The organism is Bacillus safensis FO-36b, from assembly GCF_000691165.1.
Lineage (GTDB): Bacteria > Bacillota > Bacilli > Bacillales > Bacillaceae > Bacillus > Bacillus safensis.
Map to the genome: position 1 here is coordinate 92,231 of NZ_ASJD01000004.1, position 18,852 is coordinate 111,082.

Genomic DNA, 18,852 nt, shown 5'->3' on the forward strand with positions numbered 1-18,852 from the left:
TCTTATCAGAAGGCTTTTTTTGTTACATAGAAATAAGGAGGAATACAATGGGCCTATTACAAGACTTACAAAACCGCGTACTGATTGCTGACGGAGCGATGGGAACACTTTTATACTCTTACGGCATTGACCGCTGCTTTGAAGAATTAAATTTATCGAAAGAGGATGAAGTGAAACGCGTGCACGAAGCATATGTGCAGGCAGGCGCTGACATCATCCAAACGAACACATACGGTGCGAATTATATTAAACTATCCCGCTACGGCTTAGAGGAAGAAACGAAACGCATCAATACAAAAGCGGTACAAATTGCAAAAGCAGCCGCAGGCTCTGCTTATGTACTCGGAACAATTGGCGGCATTCGAACGTTTAACAAAAATGCCTACTCTATAGAAGAAATCAAACGAAGCTTTAGAGAGCAGCTGTACATCCTATTAAATGAAGAGCCTGACGGATTATTGCTTGAAACATATTATGATATAGAAGAAGCGAAGGCTGTTCTCCAAATTGCCCGCAAAGAAACGACTCTTCCGATTGTCATGAACGTCTCTATGCATGAACAAGGCGTTTTGCAGGATGGTACCCCGCTGAAGGATGGTTTATCTGAGTTATCATCTCTTGGTGCAGATGTTGTCGGCATCAACTGCCGGCTGGGCCCTTATCACATGATTCAGGCACTCGAAGGCGTTCCACTTTTGGAAAATTCGCATTTATCTGTCTATCCTAACAGCAGTCTCCCCTCTCTTGAAGCAGGCAGACTCGTCTATGATACCGATAACGATTATTTCCGAAAAAGTGCACTTGAATTTAGAAATCAGGGCGCACGTATTATCGGAGGCTGCTGCGGAACAACACCTCAGCATATTAGCGCAATGGCTGAAGCGGTCAAAGATTTAGCACCGATCACTGAAAAAGAAGTGAAGGTGTTAAAAGAAGAAATCATTTCCATCCAAGATCAGCGCACTGAGCCAGGTCTTGATGAGCTGGCTGTGAAAAAACGATCGATTATCGTAGAGCTCGATCCGCCGAAGAAGCTGAACTTCGAAAAATTTCTCGTTGCTGCAAATGAATTAAAGAATGCTGGCATTGATGCATTGACGTTAGCCGATAATTCTCTTGCGACTCCGCGCATTAGCAATGTCGCTTGCGGCGCATTATTAAAGCAGCAGCTCGATATGCGTTCTCTTGTTCATATCACATGCCGCGACCGTAATTTGATTGGGCTTCAATCTCATTTAATGGGGCTCGACACCCTTGGATTAACCGATATTTTAGCGATCACAGGCGATCCATCTAAAATTGGAGACTTCCCAGGTGCAACATCTGTGTATGATTTAACCTCCTTTGATTTGATTCGTCTCATCAAACAGTTTAACGAAGGCCTTTCTTTCTCAGGAAAGCCCCTTGGCAAAAAGACCAATTTTTCAGTGGCTGGCGCGTTTAACCCAAATGTGCGCCATATTGATAAAGCGGTGAAACGTCTTGAGAAAAAAATCGAATACGGTGCTGATTATTTTATTTCACAGCCTGTTTATTCTGAGGAACAGCTTGTGAAAATTCATGAGGAAAGCCGCCACTTGGATAAACCGATTTATATCGGCATTATGCCGTTAACAAGCAGCCGAAATGCAGAGTTTATTCATCACGAAATTCCAGGCATCAAATTATCTGATTCTATTCGTGACATTATGGCCAAAGCTGGCGAGGATAAAGAAAAGCAGCGAACAGAAGGCTTAGCGATTGCCCGCTCTTTATTAGATACAGCCTGCGAATTGTTTAATGGCATTTATTTAATTACTCCTTTCCTTCGATCAGATTTAACAGCAGAACTGACCACCTACATCCATCAGAAAGAAAAGGAGTCTAACGTCCATGTCAACTATCACTGAACAGCTCAAAAAACGCATCCTCGTCCTTGATGGGGCAATGGGCACAATGATTCAAAACGCCAACCTGACAGCAGAGGACTTTGGCGGAGAAGAGTATGAGGGCTGTAACGAGTATTTGAATGTGACAGCCCCTCACATCATCTCTAAGATCCATAGGGAGTACCTTGAAGCAAGTGCTGACCTCATTGAAACAAATACGTTCGGCGCGACAAAGCTCGTCCTTGACGAATATGGGCTTGGGCACCTTGCCTATGAACTCAATGTTCGAGCTGCGCAGCTGGCAAAGGCAGAAGCTGACCGTTTCTCCACACCAGAAAAGCCTCGTTTTGTTGTAGGCGCAATGGGCCCGACAACGAAAACATTATCTGTAACAGGCGGCACAACCTTCAGTGAGCTCGTCAGAAATTATGAAGAGCAGGCCCGCGCCCTGATTGACGGAAAGTGTGATGCCCTTCTTTTAGAAACAAGCCAAGATATGCTGAATGTAAAAGCTGGATTCAAAGGGATTCAGGAAGCCTTTCAGCAGACGGGCATCCAATTACCACTCATGGTATCAGGAACGATTGAACCGATGGGCACCACCCTTGCTGGTCAGGATATTGAAGCCTTTTATATCTCTCTTGAGCATATGAAACCAATCAGTGTGGGCCTTAACTGTGCGACTGGTCCAGAATTTATGACAGACCACATCCGCACGCTCTCCTCCATTGCAAAGTCAGCGGTGAGCTGCTATCCGAATGCTGGTCTCCCAGATGAAGAAGGCCAATATCACGAATCCCCTGCCTCTCTTGCTAAAAAAATCGCCGCCTTTGCTAAGGAAGGCTGGTTAAATATTGTCGGCGGCTGCTGCGGGACTACACCTGCGCATATTCAAGCATTGTCAGATGAAGTACGCACGCTTCAGCCGCGTCATATCAACCGCGAATCACCGCAGCATACCGTATCAGGAATTGAGCCTCTTATTTATGAGGATTCGATGCGTCCTCTTTTTGTAGGCGAACGGACCAATGTCATTGGTTCTCGCAAATTCAAACGGCTCATTGCGGAACAAAAGTTTGAAGAAGCAGCAGAAATTGCTCGTGCTCAAGTGAAAAATGGCGCTCACGTCGTTGATGTGTGTCTCGCCGATCCAGACCGTGATGAGGCAGCAGACATGGAAGGCTTTTTACAAGAAGCCATGAAAAAGGTGAAAGCCCCTTTTGTCATTGATTCAACGGATAAACACGTGATTGAAAAGGCACTCACTTACTCTCAAGGGAAAGCCATCATCAATTCCATCAACCTTGAGGATGGCGAGGAACGCTTTGAAGAGATTCTTCCTCTTGTGAAGCTATATGGCGGTGCACTTGTTGTTGGCACGATTGATGAAATAGGAATGGCGGTGACAGCAGAACGAAAGCTTGAAATTGCTGTACGTTCTCACGATTTACTAACAAAGAAATATGGTATTCCCGCAAGTGACATCATTTTTGATCCGCTTGTCTTTCCCGTAGGCACTGGAGACGAGCAATATATTGGCGCCGCTGAAGAAACGATCAAAGGCATTAAAATGATTAAGGAAACCCTGCCTGAGTGCCTCACCATTTTAGGCATCAGCAACGTATCTTTCGGACTTCCGCCTGTTGGCAGAGAAATCTTAAATGCCGTTTATTTGTATCACTGCGTGCAAGCAGGGCTTGACTATGCCATTGTCAATACAGAAAAGCTTGAACGCTTCGCTTCCATTCCAAAGGAAGAAATCAAACTAGCTGAAACCTTGCTTTATGAAACAAATGATCAAACACTGGCTGAATTCACCCAATTTTACCGCGGCAAAAAGAAAACGGAGAAAAAACCAAAGATCTCCTTATCACTTGAAGAAAGGCTGGCGCTCTATGTCGTCGAGGGAACGAAAGAAGGTCTCATCGATGACCTATCCCTTGCTTTGGAGCAATATGAATCGCCGCTTCATATCATCAATGGCCCGTTAATGCAGGGAATGGCTGAAGTTGGTCGTCTTTTTAATCAAAACGAATTGATTGTAGCCGAAGTGCTTCAATCGGCTGAGGTCATGAAAGCATCTGTTTCGTTTCTTGAGCAATATATGGAAAAGCAGCATGCGAGCGGGAAAGGAAAGATTCTACTTGCGACTGTAAAAGGAGATGTCCATGATATCGGGAAAAACCTCGTCGACATCATTTTGAGCAATAACGGCTTTCAGGTGGTCGACCTCGGCATCAAGGTGACACCTCAAACATTGATTGAAGCTGTGCAAAAGGAAAAACCAGATATGATTGGATTATCAGGCTTACTTGTAAAATCCGCACAGCAAATGGTACTAACCGCTCAAGATTTACAAAAAGCCAATATTTCTGTTCCTATTTTGGTCGGCGGTGCTGCCCTTTCTCGTAAATTTACGAAAATGAAAATTTCGCCTCATTATGATGGACCTGTTCTTTATGCAAAAGATGCGATGGACGGACTATCATTAGCCAATGAGTTAAAAGCGAATCCTCTTCAATTTCAAACAAAACCGCAAGAAGAGCCAGCGGCACCTTTCAAGGAAAAAGAAGGAAAGCAGCCGAAAGCTGTCATAGAATTACTAGAAAAACGCGCAGCACTCCCGAAGGCACCGGTATTTACGCCAGAAAATACCGCACGCCATTATGTGAAGGACATCGATTTGCATCATATTATGCCTTATGTGAATGAACAAATGCTTATTGGTCATCATCTCGGCTTAAAGGGAAAGATCAAAACCTTATTAGCTGAAAAGCACCCAAAAGCATTGGAATTAAAACAGCTTGTCACAGATCTTCTAAACGAAGGCAGAGAGAAAAACTGGTTTGCGCCAGCATTTGTGTATCAATTCTTCCCTGCCAGTTCAGACGGAAATGATTTGCATATTTATGATCCCATAGAGCCTGACCGCATCATTGAAACGTTCCAATTTCCAAGGCAGGAGAAGCTCCCGTACCGCTCCATTTCTGATTATGTACGGAAAAGTGATGAAAACGAGAAAGATTATATTGCCTTATTCGCCGTCACAGCCGGCGCGCGTATACGCGAGGTCGCGCAGCAATTTAAGCAGGAAGGAGATTATTTAAAAATGCATGCTGTCCAAGCTCTGGCACTTGAGCTTGCAGAGGGATTAGCTGAAAGAGCCCACCAAGTGATTCGTGACAAATGGGGATTCGCTGACCCAGTCGATTTTACAATGGAAAAACGATTCCAAGCGAAATATCAAGGGCAGCGCTATTCCTTTGGTTATCCAGCGTGTCCAAATCTTGAGGATCAAGAAAAGCTGTTCAAGCTGCTTCAGCCTGAAAAAATCGGCATCCATCTGACAGAAGGATTCATGATGGAACCTGAAGCATCTGTTTCAGCGATCGTCGTTTCCCACCCTGAAGCTCGATATTTTAATGTTCATTAAGACTGGACCCTCCGTCATTGGGGGTTCTTCTTTTTTGATACACGCTGAGACGAAAAGGATTTTCCTTTTTCTTATGCCTTCATATGGTACGATACATATAGATGAAATCAGCTAAGAAGGAGTTGCGTGTATTGGAAAACGTTGTACAACGAACTTTAACACTTGATGACATACCCGATCTTATCGCATTGTCAAAAGAGGTCGACTGGCCTGATTACAATGCGGATGAGCTTACATCTCTTTTAACAAACGGATATTTTACAGGTTTTTCAACAACAGATGGACAAGTGATCTCATGTGCAGGACTTTTCCAATATGATAAAGCAGCATCAATTGGTGCCGTTATTGTATCTGAGACACATCGCGGCTTAGGCCTTGCACGGAAAATGATTGACACCCTGCTTCGCAGAAGCGATCAAAGCGTTCCTGTCGTTTTAACCGCTACTGTACAAGGACAGCCCGTTTACGAAAAAATTGGATTTCAAACGGCCGGCTACATTCATACATACAAAGCACAGACCACGAATCCAGCGGCTTTTCGTGTGCCAGGCGGGATTCACCTTTCTCCTGCTGATGAAGCGGACCTTCCGTCTATTGAAGCACTTGACGAAAAAGGTGCAGGCACCAATCGATCAAGCTTTATAAGAAAGCGAATGGAACGAGCATCGTTCCGGCTGATTGCAAAGAATGAGCACCATGAAACAACTGGATTTGCCTTTGGCATCGAAACCCCTGCTAATCTAATGATTGGACCGCTTACAGCAAACGATGAACAAACCGCTCTCTCGCTCATCCAATCACTCATCTCGTCTTATTCAGGCGCAATTCGTTTAGATATGCAGGAAGAAACTGCTGAACGCCTGCATAAAACACTTGTTGAAGCAGGATTTACAAAAACAAACGTAGCGCATTTTATGATGATTCGCGGGAAAGAAAAACTGAATGATCCCGCCCTTTTCTATTTCCTTGCCTCTCAAGCATTTTCTTAAAAAACAAACAAGCTGTAGACACTTGATGTCTACAGCTTTTCTATTACTTCTCCCCAACTGACGAAAGAACATGAGCGAGTGCATTTGTGACCTTCCCATGCTCTGATGCATGCGGGCGGTCATCTCCATCTCCATAGCCATAATCAATCATTCGATTACGATTTAAGCAAAGCTTTGTCAGCTTCGGCTGTAATAGATCAAATAATTCAAAACGGTCTTTTAGCTGCGGGAATTGCTTTTGATACTGCTGAATTTCTTCAGCAAGCAAACGCCAAAGAGTCGTTTCATCTAACAGATTGTGATTGTCTAATACGTTGGATACATAACGCAGATTGCAAATAAATAATCCTGTAAAGATAAATTGCACCAGACCTTCTGGCGGCTCACTGCGCAGCACTTCTTTTAAATCTTCTTCTAATGAAGCTAATTCAGGCAGCGGCTGGTCACTTATATTCACATCATCAACGAAATCTTTGATCGCCAAACGATGCGGCTGATGATTTTTTAACACAAGAATTGTATTTTGCCCATGCGGTGAAAAGACTGTGCCGTATTGATACATAAAGTGCAGCAGCGGCGGCATCACGACATGGAAAAACTTCGCCATCCATTCTTTTGCTGAGAGACCTGATTTTTCAATCAGCTGCTTGATATACGGCTCACCTTCATGATCCTCATAAGTGAGTGCCGCAAGTGTAACAGGGCTCTCCCCTTCTTCTAAGTACGTATAAATGCTTTCTCTAAAAATGACACCGAGCATCTCAAGATATTGATACGGCGCACCAGGCAGTTTGCTGTAGTATGGATGATCGACATTGATACTTGCATTCTCACCTGGTAAAATGACGCGGCAGACATCAGATAAAAATGAGTCTTGATCGGCAATCCCTTTAATATGCGCTGTAATGCGCGGGGCAATGACCGTACGTTCTGATGGGAGTCCACGGTACACGAGTGTATTTAAAATACTCATTGGCAGTTTAATATGATGCTTGCCTTTGTTTGAGATATTTGTAAAGGTTCTGATCGACTGCTGCGGGATATATTGATCCAGTCCCTCTCCCAAATACACAATCCGGCGCAAGGCCAAATCTTCCGGGAAATGCTGAATAATCATATGCGTCCACTGCCACTGATGGACAGGCATCATATAATAGTCAGCTGCATTCAGTCCTTCATCCTTTAACACACGCTGAAATTGACGAATCGTGACTTCATCTAATTCTTTGGCGATCACCTGCTCATAGTTTTCATGATCGACTGCATGGAATGTCGCAAGCTCTCTATGTACAGCAATCCAAGACAGCTGCACACATTCCTGCCGTTCTGGTGCATAAGCTAAGTAATCATCGTAGCTGAATCCTATACGTCCTTTGTTATACACAATCCAAGGATGGCCTGTCATTTCTCCTTCAATCCATGCATAATCCGTATCTGTCAGTTCATCCGCACGAAGTGCTTTTTTCGACAGCAAATGGACATCGGCTAACAAAGTATGGTGAAGCTCTTTGATAAGATGGCCTGTTGTATCAGAAGACATTGGAATGATCGGCTGAATGTCTAGTAAAAACACAATGGCACTGACATCCTTTGACCATTTTCCATCTTGACAGCACTCAATTGATTCAGCGATTGTATCAAAACTATCAAACAACCGAGGTTTTGCCAGATAACGATATTTCTTATGTTCGTGAATGATTAATTCATACTGCGCGATGCCATCCTTACAATCCAGCTCAACAGGATGAAGCATGTCCTCATACATATATTCAGACAGCATTTTTGCCACCATTCGCTGGTTTGCCTTTTTCCAAGCAGCAGAATTCACCGCTTTTTTCAATTCATCTTGTACACTCATCGCTTCATCCTCCTTATCCTTTGATTTCTTCAAATGTGTGTGCGTTCTTGTGTGTTCCAAATGTCTGGAAGACATGCTTTTGATAAAGTGGATACACGGTTTGACGAGCAAGTTCATTGATGATCACACTGTTTCGATAAGCCCCCAGCCCCAAATCTGGAGCGCCGACCCCATGTGTATGAAGCTCTGCATTTTGTACAAAAATATCATTTTCACCCATCGTATTTGTTTTCAAACGATATTCACGTTCAACTTGGAAACGTCCTTGATCATCCCATTGAATGTGATGAGAAATAGGGTTGATAAACGGCGGCAGAACGGATTGGTAGCCAGTCGCCAATACGACAATATCCGTTTCATGTGTAAAGTATTCTTCCTTGACCCATTGCGTGCATGAAAGTGATAATCTGCCTGTAGTTTCCTCAATCAGGTTAACCTCTGTCATGGCTTGAAGCACTGTGTTCAGCTGCTTTCCACAGGCGGAACGTTCATAAAGCAAATGATAAATATCACGAATCATCGCCGAACTGATACCTTTATACAGCAAGTCTTGCTGTTTTAATAACGCATCCTTTTTGGCTTGCGGAAGCTCATAAAAGAAATCAATATAGTCAGGGGAGAAATACTCAAGTCCAAGGTTTGAATATTCCATTGGGAAAAATCCTTTTGACCGTGTGAACCAGTGAATATCCTTCGCGTCATCATCTGATAAAATGTCATAAAACACTTCTGCCGCACTTTGACCAGAGCCGATAACTGTCACAGATTTCCCTTTGAAACAGCCTTCTTTCTTTCGTTTTAAATAGTCAGCTGAGTGAAAAACCTTCTCTCCTAAAGCTGGCTGGAGCGATGCGGGTATCGCCGGCTGCGTGCCAATTCCTAAGACGAGATGTTTGCTTTCAAACACCTCTACAGTTTGGTCCTTTACATGACGGACATGCACTTCATACCGCTTTTCCCCTGCCTTTTCGATCAGTGAGACAGATTCGACATTCATGCCGAATCGGCAAGAGTCTAACTGGTCAGCGACCCAGCGGCAATAATGACTGTATTCCTTGCGCGGGATATGGAAGTCTTCTAGAAAGTAAAATGAATACAAACGGTTTTGTTCCTGCAAATAGTTGAGGAAGCTATATTTGCTTTTCACATCTGCCATGCTGACAAGGTCCGCTAAAAATGGGACTTGCAGTGTTGTCCCTTCAATGAGCATCCCTGGGTGCCAGTGAAAGGCTTCACTTCTTTCAAAAAACAAAGCGTCGATTTCATTTACCTCTTCAGATAATGCGGCAAGCCCGAGGTTAAACGGGCCAATGCCGATCCCAATTACATCCACTATATTATTTTGCTTGTTGAACCGCGTCATGGTTATACTTCCTTTCGAATCGTTCTCGATCACAAAACATCAAAAGACCTGTTTTATCGGGTAAAGTGACTGGTTTCACACGTTCGAAGCCGCATTTTTCAAATACATGAATCATTTTTTCATTGCGAATATCCGGCTCAGCAACGATTTTTTCTGTTCGTTTGTTCTGCTCAAATTGAAATGCTGTCATTTCCTGAAGGAGCGGCGCAGCAAATCCTTTTCCCACATAATCCGGCTCCCCTATTAACAGGTGGATGCCTTGATCATGCGGAGAAGGCTCATAGTAGGATTCAATGATATCCCCTTTCACGTTGTAAGCCTCAAAATAACTCATTGGCGTCCCATCAATCGTGCCTAAATAAAGGGTTTGATGCGGATCATGTATGGCCTGATAAAAATGCTTTTCAAAAGCAGGAAATGGAATATTCAAATGCCAAAATGGGTGAACGTACTCTTCTTGCATCCACTTATGGACAAGCTGGACATCTCTTTCATATTCAGCACGAATAAACCTGATGCGATGCCTCATCCAATCAGCGCCTCCTTATGTAAAAAGAGCGGATTCAAGACAGCCGTGTAACGAGACTGTGTTTCCAGAGATCCTGTCAGCTCATCCATATCTTCAAATCTTGTCAGCAAATTCGCTTTTGAAGGAAGTTCTTTTGAGCGGAGAAGGCTGTTAGTCAGATCAGATGCTCCGTACGTCTCCTCATGAGCGAGCAATGTATCTCTCACGAGTGCCAGCAAATCTTCTTCCTTTGCTAGACCTTCTGTGCCAAAGCCATTAATGAGACCAAATAAATGATTAAAGAAGAAATAATAACGGAGTCTCTCAACGGCTACATCATCCGCACAAATGGTTTCACTTCTTACGCTCAAGTTTTGAACTAGATTTGCGAGCTTATCTTTTTTTGATTCACTATAATAGTAGCCTTGGTTGTCACGATAATAGAAAGTCTCTGGATAACCATCCTTCATTTGCACAACAGCATTTTGCTGATGGGCCTCGAGTGCAAGACCATACGTTTCAAACAGCCAGAGCATCGGTTTTAACGAAATGGTCAAATATTGTTTAAACCAATCTTGGCTGACCGCTTCTGTTGACCGGCCTTCTGAATCTGCAAGTTTATGAATAATTCCTGCTAATCTCGATTTTCCTCCGTACGCATGATCCTGACATAGCCCAGCAATTAAGCTTGCGCCTTTTTCACGATGCAAGAATGGATTTTGACGAATGACCACTTCAAAGCCAGATTCCGCTTCATCTCCTCGAATAGAGAGATATGCAGGATCTTCAATGACACGGAATCCAGAGAATTTTTCATATAAAGAAACGCCTAATTCTGTTTTTAAGATGCGGGACATCTCTACTCCTCGATCCAGTTCCTTTTGTTTATTGATACGTAAAGAGTTCGTAATTTTCACAGGAACAGAGAATTTGAGCATGTAAGCAGAATCCTTTTGATAGACCGTTCTAAAGGATGAGGTCGCTGTGTATTCAGACCCGAGCGGTCCTAAATAAGTCAGTTTCCCCTCCTCTATATAACGCTTCACGAATGCCTTCTCCATGACCACTTTGACTTGCAGCGGATGAATCGGAATGAGCACAAATTCTCCGTTTTCTGTTAACCTATTCAGTCTCTCTGTTTCTTCTGGCACCTGACGCGAAAGCTCTTCTAACATGAGGCTTGCCGCAGATTGTGAAATAGACGAATCCTGAAGCACAATCGAATGGTGCGCTTTAAAGTAATGAAGCTGGAAAGCTCCTTTCAGCTCAGGAGAATAGACGGCTTCCTCCTCTTCTGTCATCCCTTGTCTGCTTTTTGGTGTAGGATGTGTTAAATGTCCAAGGAGAAGTGACTGCTCAGCCTCGATGTACTCAAAATCAGCTTGAGATAAAGCAGCTTGATCACTTTCTCTCTCCCGTAAGAATCGTTCAATATTTCGGCAGCTTAAAATGATGCGAAGCATGAATTCATCCTCTGCATCAGTGCGGCCATATGCAATGAGGAGCTCCTTTGAACATAAAGCAACAAGTGTCGTGTAATCGACGATCGTTCCCTCTTTTTCGCTGCCACTTGGACGAAAGCGAATCGGAAAATCAAAGAGATGGCGGCCTACAGATGAAAAATATCGGATCGGAATCACAAGCTCAAGGTCTTGCTTTGCTAGTTTTGCCACGAATACAAGCGAACCATCTGCTTTCGTCTCTTTTTTTGCAGATCGATCGATTCCTGTTTCACGTAAAAAACAGTTTAAAAAGCTTTGCATAGTTGCATTTTCAGCCATTTGTTTATATTGACTCAACGTAGTACCCTCCCGGATTGAATATGAGCGATCCCGATATCAACGATGTCAGAAAGGATTTCCTCAATATGTGTGATTGTCGTTCTCGGATTTAACAAAGTGAATTTTAAGCATGTTTGACCATCCACCACTGTTTTCGCAATGACAGCAGCTCCTGATTTGAATAACGTTCGATGGATGATTTTATTGATGTCATCCGCCCCCTTAAATCGAAACACAACTGCATTGATTTCTGGCTCAGGATTGATCACGTCAAGGTGATCATTGCTTTCAATAAGCGCGGCCACATCCTTTGCAAAATCAATGGTATGGTCAATGATGTCACCAAACCCTTCCTCACCAATCAGACGAAGAGAAAGAAGCAATTTCAGTGCGTCAAACCGGCGCGTCGTTTGGACAGATTTATGGACAAGATGTAGTATTCCATCCAGTTCATCTTCCTTTGGGTTGAGATAATCTGCATGATAATGAATCAAACCAAAATGTCTTTTATCCTTCAGCAAAAATGCCCCGCAGGAGATCGGCTGATAAAATTGTTTATGAAAGTCAATCGTGATGGAATCAGCAAGTTCAATACCGTCTAATTTATTCCCGTAGGTTTCGCTTAATACAAGCGCTCCGCCGTAGGCAGCATCTGCGTGAATCCATAGACCGTATGGCTTGACGATGTCATACACATCTCGAACCGGGTCAATACTGCCAAAATCAGTTGTCCCGCAAGTCGCCACTACCGCAAAAGGCAGGAGATCTTGTTCCTTTAATTCAACAAGTTTCTTCTTCAAATCGTTGAGGTCCATGCGGTGATGCTCATCTGTCTCTACCAGAACAACTGCCTGCTCCCCTAAGCCTAGCTGGGATGCAGATTTCTTCACAGTGAAATGAGCATTCTTAGAACAAAGAATTCTCATGCGGTGAGCCTCACTCGGCAAGCCTTTCTGCTGAACATTCCATTGCCATGTGTTTTCACAAAATGCATCTCTTGCAAGAAGCAGTCCCATGTAGTTAGATTGGGTGCCACCGCTCGTAAATGTCCCATCTGCTAGATTTCCATAAGAAAACTTCGCACATAGCCACTTTAAAATTTCCTCCTCAACCAAAGATGCAATACCGCTTTGATCGAAGGAATCCATTGATTGGTTAAAGGAGCTCACTATCACCTCTGCGGCAAGTGCAGGGATAAGCGGCGGACAATGCAAATGTGCCAAGCATTTAGGATGCGATACATCAACGAGATGCGGCAAAAGGTGCTGCTGTATATCTTGAAAGACAGATTCCATTGATTCGCCAGACGGTTGAAGCTGAAATAAGGATTCGACACTAGCCGCTAATTTCCCAGGCAATATTCCGCTATATGGACCTTGGTCTTTTTGCCACTGATCCAGTAAGCTGTCGATAGATGTATGAAGAGCCGCTCGGAAGGACTCTCTTCCAAGCTGGCTTTGATTGATAAATAATGAATCCACAGAAGCTTTAGTTGATTGCATCGTAAACGGCCTCTTTGAAAATAGCGATGACTTGTTCAAGCTGTTCTTCTGTCATGATCAATGGCGGTAAGAATCGAATGACGCTACCGAAACGGCCTCCTGTCTCTACAATTAAGCCTTTGTCGAAGCAATTCTTTTGAATGAGACTGGCTAGCTCAGGATTTGCTGGATAACTTCCATCCACATCCTGCTTCTCATTTGGATTGACTATTTCAGCACCAATCATTAATCCTCTTCCTCGAACATCACCAATAGCAGGTACATTTTTTTGAATGTCTTTTAGATAAGCCTGCATGCGATCCCCTAGCTGGTCTACATGATCAAGCAGATTGGTTTCTTTTATAAATTTAAGCGTAGCAGTTCCTGCAGCCATCGCCATTTGATTTCCTCTAAATGTGCCAATGTGTGCACCTGGATTCCATTGATCCAAATCTTGATCATAAATCACAACTGAAAGCGGCAGGCTTCCACCAATGGCTTTAGATAATACAATAACGTCTGGCACAATTCCCGCATGTTCAAAGGCAAACATCTTGCCTGTTCGGCCAATGCCTGATTGAACCTCATCGATAATGAGCGGAATGCCTTTTTCTTTTGTGATTCTTCTCATTTCTTTTATCCATTCAATAGATGCTGGAATTGAACCTCCCTCACCTTGTACTGCTTCAAAGATCATACCTGCTGGTGGAAGAATACCACTTTCAGGATCATTTAATACACGCTCAATATAAGAGCTGGAAATGCGGTGTGAATCTTTCCCGCCAATGCCAAATGGGCAGCGATATTCATATGGATAAGGCATGAAATGCACATCTGGAATTAACCCTTGCACTCTTTCCTTTGGAGACAAATTTCCGCTTAATGACATCGTGCCATGTGTCGCACCGTGATAAGCACCGTGGAAAGAAAGAATGGAGCGATTTCCTGTCGCTGTCTTGACTAATTTAATCGCAGCTTCTATGGCATCACCGCCAGTTGGTCCACAAAATTGAATTTTTGCTCTCTTTGCAAACTCTTCTGGCAGGTGAGAAAAAATTTCATTCACAAATTCTTCTTTAATTTCTGAGGTTATGTCCAACGTATGCAATGGTCTTTTTTCATGAAGCATACGTTCAATAGCTTCTATAACAACCGGATGATTGTGACCAAGTGCAAGTGTTCCTGCGCCTGCCAGACAGTCATAAAACTCTCTGCCATCTGCATCTGTCACGATCATACCCTCGGCTTTTTGCATGGCTAACGGGAACCGTCTCGGGTAAGACCTTGCATTAGATTCTCTTTGACTTTGCTGCTCTAAAAATTGCTGATTTTTAGAAACGGTTTTGATGGACATAATAAAACACTCCTCCAATTGATAAAGATTATCATTTTCATTTATTAGCCTAGAGGATGTGAGATAGGAAAGTCAATTGTATTCAAAAAGATGATTCAAAAAGCATATGAATGCAATATTCTCTTTTTAATGAGTATTTTCGAGTAATTTTTACAAACCTTACTGCCATAAGGAGATGGAACGCATGAGACGGTTTGATATTGAAAAAAATTACAAATCATTCTTCCTGGTTCTTTTGTTCTACTCAACTCAAAGCGCTTATTTTATGAAGAAATTTGGATGAAATGAAGGTAGAAAATTGAAGAAGTAACATCATTTTTCTTGATATAAATGGTTTGGATGGTATAATTTCTCTGAAACATAAAGGGATGGAGGGGAATTTGATGATTTTTACAAAGCACGATCTTCACCATTACTTAACGCAGGATAAGAAAGCATTAGCGATCACGCGCAGAAGACCAAAGTGGTTTGGGGACGATATATGGAAATATCAAAGGTATTTGCGAAAATATGAATACTATTCTAATAGCGGCGCTCTAATACGCAAATGGTTTTATCGCTATTTACATAAAAAGAAAGGCATGCAGCTTGGCTTTGATATTCCGATTGGCGTCTTTGGCCCCGGCCTTAGAATCAATCATAGTGGTCTCTTAATTGTGAATAAGCACGCAAAAATTGGGGCATTTTGTGATATTCATCAAGGGGTGAATATTGGCCAAAACCATTCCGAAAAGGATGTACCAACCATTGGAGATCACGTATGGATTGGCCCCGGTGCTAAGCTGTTTGGAGACATTTACATTGCAAATCATATTTCAATCGGAGCAAATGCCGTGGTGAATCGTTCCTTTCATGAAGAGCAGATCGTCATTGCTGGTGTACCGGCTCAAAAGGTAAAAGAAAAAGACCCTTCTTCATGAAGGCGCCTGATAAAAAAGAATAACACCGATCAAAACAGAGATGAGCAGCATGAGATAAAACAAGATGGTTAAAATCAAGATCGTCCAGCCCAGCCCCTTCCTCTCTGTCTTGATCAAATAAATACCGAGTACGATGGTGCTAAATAGCACGCCTAAAACAGCCCACAGCCATTTGTCTTTGTTATGTTTTGGCGCATCAAACCATAAATAGATGGCAACAGCAAGTGAAACGAATAGACCCGTTAATCTCATATTTAAATTCCCCCTTATGTAAAAAAACACATTTTCTATTATTCGCTTGAAAAACCGATTTTTTTCAGTTTATTCAAACATACGATACTTTTGTCCTAAAATATTTTATCATTGTTCCGCGGAAGGCTTCTCCATTCTTCTCTCAACATTCCGTAGCGCATTGAATCATAATAAACCCCTTGATAATAACGGACCTTTCTCAGTCTCCCCTCAAGGATAAATCCGCAATTCTCTGCGCACCGCATCATCCGTTCATTACCTGACCAAGTTGTTAAACCAATTCGAGGGATATCAATATGCGTAAATAACACATCAATCCAAAGATTTAATGCCTTTGTCCCAATACCCCCGCTCCAAAAGCGTGAATCATAAATGATAATGCCGCATTCAAGCCACCTCGTACGTTCATTCTCCCAATAATATGATACGGTGCCTTTGATATCACCATCTATTTCAATGCCATATAGCTTTTGGGGAATGGATTCTTCCTGTAAGTACCGTTTCTTAAATGCAGCAAGCGGGATTTCGTGTTCATAAAAATAAGGGGCATTCCATTTTCGATAGGACTGGTCTGATGCTTTAAATTTTAAATGCCACACCGTCTCTAAGTCCGTTTCGGTTAATGGACGTATGTTCACAAGCTCTTCCTTTTCTTTTTTCATCTGTTCACGTTCCTTTACTTTGTCGTTCTTTTTGCTAAATGACGGTATTCAATCGGCGTCATGCCTTCATTTTGCCGAAACAGCTTAGAAAAATAAGTAGGGTCGTCAATACCTACATGATCTGCAATGGCAGCAATTTTTTCATTCGTTGAGGCCAGCATGCTTTTGGCTTCTTCGATTTTGAGACGATGGCTGTACTGGTTTGGCGTCAATCCATACACCGTCTGCATACATCTTGTCATGTAATCAGGATGATAGTGCAGTTTCTCTGCAAGCTGCTCCATGTGTAATTTCTCCATAAAGTGATGCTCAAGATAGTGAACCACTTCTGATGCGACAGTCTCCTTTGCAGTTGGAATATGGAATGCTTCCTTTTGCAGGTGAATGAGCATTTCCTCAAATAATAGCTGTTTTTTCAGCGGAAGTTCAGATGCATCATGATTTAGTGCTCTCATCGCTGAAAGGTGTTTTTTTAACACACTTCGCCCTTTCACTTTTGCTAAACGGGGCAGACTAAATTCATAGGTTGCCGGCTTTTCGAAGGTCGCTTGATTTTGTTTCATATCAATCCAGTGTTCTCTCGGCCGGTTCGTCAGCTCAAATCGGTCAATTGAGAAATGCAGCCACTCATAGTGGGTTTCCTCTTCACACGGCAGATGTCCACCATGAGACAGGCCCGGTGAGAGAATCATATATTCACCTTCTTTTACATGAAAAGCCTCCTCGCCCTCTGTCATCCATAGTTCACCTTTTGTGATATAGAGAAGATCAAATACAGTGAAGGTTCTTGAGATATGTCTTTCTCCTTGATGAAATACACCTTTACCTGAAGCAATATAAATCGGAAACGGCGGTACAGTAAATGTAATAAATCGATCCATATTCATCCCCTTATGAAGTCGGATTTCTCCAATAAGTTTCGGTTTCATCTCTTCTTATTATAGTCGATGCACGGTACACTATAAATCGGATTTATACGAAAGGGGGCTATGTGATGAAATCTCAAACCCTGTCATATGAAAAGGTTCAAGCCAAAGATGAGAAAACACACCCTTCATTATTTGCATTAACTTGGCCTATTTTTATCGAAATTTCTTTATATATGCTCATGGGGAGCGCTGATACACTTATGCTCAGCCAATACTCCGATAACAGTGTGGCCGCAGTAGGTGTAAGCAACCAGCTCCTGAATTTATTAATTGTCATGTTCAGCTTCATTACAACAGGAACGACCATTGTGATTGCGCAGCTTTTAGGAGCTGACCGCAAGCAGGAAGCGACTCAAGTCGCCTATGTCTCACTAGGAACCAACTTCTTGATCAGCTTTGTCATTAGTCTCCTCATGTTTGTGTTAGCTGTTCCAATCCTGCACATGATGGGCTTATCAAGTGAACTCATGCCGGATGCGGCGGTCTTTTTACAAATTGTCGGCCTGCTTTCTTTTATTCAAGCACTCATTATGACGTATAGTGCTATTTTAAAAAGCTACGGATATACAAGAGACACGATGTATGTCACCATCGGAATGAATTTGCTCAACGTTGCCGGCAATTATTTGGTCATTTTTGGTCCGTTTGGCTTTCCTGTATTAGGTGTCATGGGTGTTGCCTTTTCAACCTCGCTGGCTCGTTTGATCGGATTGATGGCGATGATCCTCATTGTCCGCCGCCGAATTGGATTGCGCTTTTCACTGAAGAGTATGTTTCACATCCAGCGGACGCATTTAAAAAAGCTGCTGAAAATTGGCATTCCTTCTGCTGGAGAGCAGCTTTCTTATAACGGCTCTCAAATGATTATTACACTGTTTATTACATTTATGGGAACGCAGGCTTTAGCCGCAAAGGTTTACACTCAAAATTTGATGATGTTTATTATGTTGTTTGGTGCAGCGATTAGCCAAGGGACACAGATTTTAATCGGGCGCCATATTGGAGCGAAAGAATTTGATGCTGCCTACCGCAGATGTATGAAAAGCTTATACTGGGCCATTGGGATCTCTCTTCTTTCTTCCACTGCTTTATCTTTATCATCGACGCATTTGCTTACCTTTTTCACTAGCAATCGTGAAATCATTGAAATCGCCGCCACACTTCTCCTATTGACGATCATTTTAGAGCCGGGACGCTCTTTTAATATGGTCATTATTAATTCATTGCGGGCTGCTGGTGACGCGAAGTTTCCAGTGTATATGGCGATGATTTCAATGTGGGGAATTGGGCTTCCGATCGCTTATTTGTTAGGCATTCAGTTTGAAATGGGGCTCATCGGGGTTTGGATTTCTTTTATTGTGGATGAATGGGTAAGAGGTATCTTCATGTATAGGCGCTGGCGTTCCAGAGTATGGACGGAGTATCGTTTTTCTTCCACATAAAAAGGACTGCGG

14 protein-coding genes are annotated in these 18,852 nt (G+C 42.8%); 5 read left to right on the top strand and 9 right to left on the bottom strand.

Annotated elements, in window-relative coordinates; genetic code table 11:
- Positions 1-47 precede the first annotated feature (47 nt).
- From BA81_RS10935 to BA81_RS10945, 3 genes are all read left to right on the top strand, one after another.
- Positions 48-1,889, top strand: coding sequence for a bifunctional homocysteine S-methyltransferase/methylenetetrahydrofolate reductase (locus BA81_RS10935; RefSeq protein WP_034282107.1), 1,842 nt, complete (start codon positions 48-50; stop codon positions 1,887-1,889).
- Positions 1,873-5,301 (top strand): methionine synthase, encoded by a 3,429-nt coding sequence (gene metH / locus BA81_RS10940; RefSeq protein WP_034282108.1) that lies wholly within the window; start codon positions 1,873-1,875, stop codon positions 5,299-5,301. The genes BA81_RS10935 and metH overlap by 17 nt, the downstream gene beginning before the upstream one ends.
- Before the next feature lie 131 nt (positions 5,302-5,432).
- A complete protein-coding gene (locus tag BA81_RS10945) occupies positions 5,433-6,290 on the top strand; it encodes a GNAT family N-acetyltransferase (protein ID WP_034282111.1) in 858 nt (285 codons plus the stop codon).
- A 43-nt stretch (positions 6,291-6,333) separates the two neighbouring features.
- On the opposite strand, the gene BA81_RS10950 is transcribed toward BA81_RS10945, so the two are convergent.
- Genes BA81_RS10950 through BA81_RS10975 form a run of 6 tightly spaced genes read right to left on the bottom strand, consistent with a single transcriptional unit; the run spans position 6,334 to position 14,635 of the window.
- Positions 6,334-8,148, bottom strand: a complete 1,815-nt coding sequence (locus tag BA81_RS10950) for an IucA/IucC family protein (protein ID WP_034282113.1) — start codon at positions 8,146-8,148, stop codon at positions 6,334-6,336.
- A 13-nt stretch (positions 8,149-8,161) separates the two neighbouring features.
- Positions 8,162-9,511: a lysine N(6)-hydroxylase/L-ornithine N(5)-oxygenase family protein gene (locus BA81_RS10955; protein ID WP_034282115.1), complete on the bottom strand. Its 1,350-nt coding sequence runs from the start codon at positions 9,509-9,511 to the stop codon at positions 8,162-8,164.
- Positions 9,486-10,040: a GNAT family N-acetyltransferase gene (locus tag BA81_RS10960; RefSeq protein WP_034282116.1), complete on the bottom strand. Its 555-nt coding sequence runs from the start codon at positions 10,038-10,040 to the stop codon at positions 9,486-9,488. Before BA81_RS10960 ends, BA81_RS10955 begins: the two co-directional genes overlap by 26 nt.
- On the bottom strand, positions 10,037-11,818 hold the full coding sequence (locus tag BA81_RS10965; RefSeq protein ID WP_034282117.1) for an IucA/IucC family protein: 1,782 nt from the start codon (positions 11,816-11,818) through the stop codon (positions 10,037-10,039). The genes BA81_RS10960 and BA81_RS10965 overlap by 4 nt, the downstream gene beginning before the upstream one ends.
- A complete protein-coding gene (locus BA81_RS10970) occupies positions 11,815-13,302 on the bottom strand; it encodes a pyridoxal phosphate-dependent decarboxylase family protein (RefSeq protein ID WP_034282118.1) in 1,488 nt (495 codons plus the stop codon). The genes BA81_RS10965 and BA81_RS10970 overlap by 4 nt, the downstream gene beginning before the upstream one ends.
- On the bottom strand, positions 13,289-14,635 hold the full coding sequence (locus BA81_RS10975) for an aspartate aminotransferase family protein (RefSeq protein ID WP_034282119.1): 1,347 nt from the start codon (positions 14,633-14,635) through the stop codon (positions 13,289-13,291). The genes BA81_RS10970 and BA81_RS10975 overlap by 14 nt, the downstream gene beginning before the upstream one ends.
- Positions 14,636-15,018: 383 nt before the next feature.
- Here BA81_RS10975 and BA81_RS10980 point away from each other — a divergent pair, with 383 nt between their 5' ends.
- Positions 15,019-15,555 carry a serine O-acetyltransferase gene (locus BA81_RS10980; protein WP_034282120.1) on the top strand — a complete coding sequence of 179 codons (537 nt, stop codon included), beginning with the start codon at positions 15,019-15,021 and terminating at the stop codon, positions 15,553-15,555.
- Here BA81_RS10980 and BA81_RS10985 read toward each other — a convergent pair.
- The 3 genes from BA81_RS10985 to BA81_RS10995 form a co-directional block, all read right to left on the bottom strand.
- A complete protein-coding gene (locus BA81_RS10985) occupies positions 15,550-15,807 on the bottom strand; it encodes a hypothetical protein (protein WP_034282121.1) in 258 nt (85 codons plus the stop codon). The two genes, BA81_RS10980 and BA81_RS10985, sit on opposite strands and share 6 nt — an antisense overlap.
- 95 nt (positions 15,808-15,902) lie before the next feature.
- Positions 15,903-16,469: a GNAT family N-acetyltransferase gene (locus BA81_RS10990; protein WP_034282122.1), complete on the bottom strand. Its 567-nt coding sequence runs from the start codon at positions 16,467-16,469 to the stop codon at positions 15,903-15,905.
- Positions 16,470-16,483: 14 nt separating this feature from the next.
- Positions 16,484-17,350, bottom strand: coding sequence for an AraC family transcriptional regulator (locus tag BA81_RS10995; protein WP_034282124.1), 867 nt, complete (start codon positions 17,348-17,350; stop codon positions 16,484-16,486).
- 113 nt (positions 17,351-17,463) lie between these two features.
- On the opposite strand from BA81_RS10995, the gene BA81_RS11000 reads away from it, so the two are divergent.
- On the top strand, positions 17,464-18,840 hold the full coding sequence (locus tag BA81_RS11000) for an MATE family efflux transporter (protein ID WP_034282125.1): 1,377 nt from the start codon (positions 17,464-17,466) through the stop codon (positions 18,838-18,840).
- Positions 18,841-18,852: the final 12 nt, after the last annotated feature.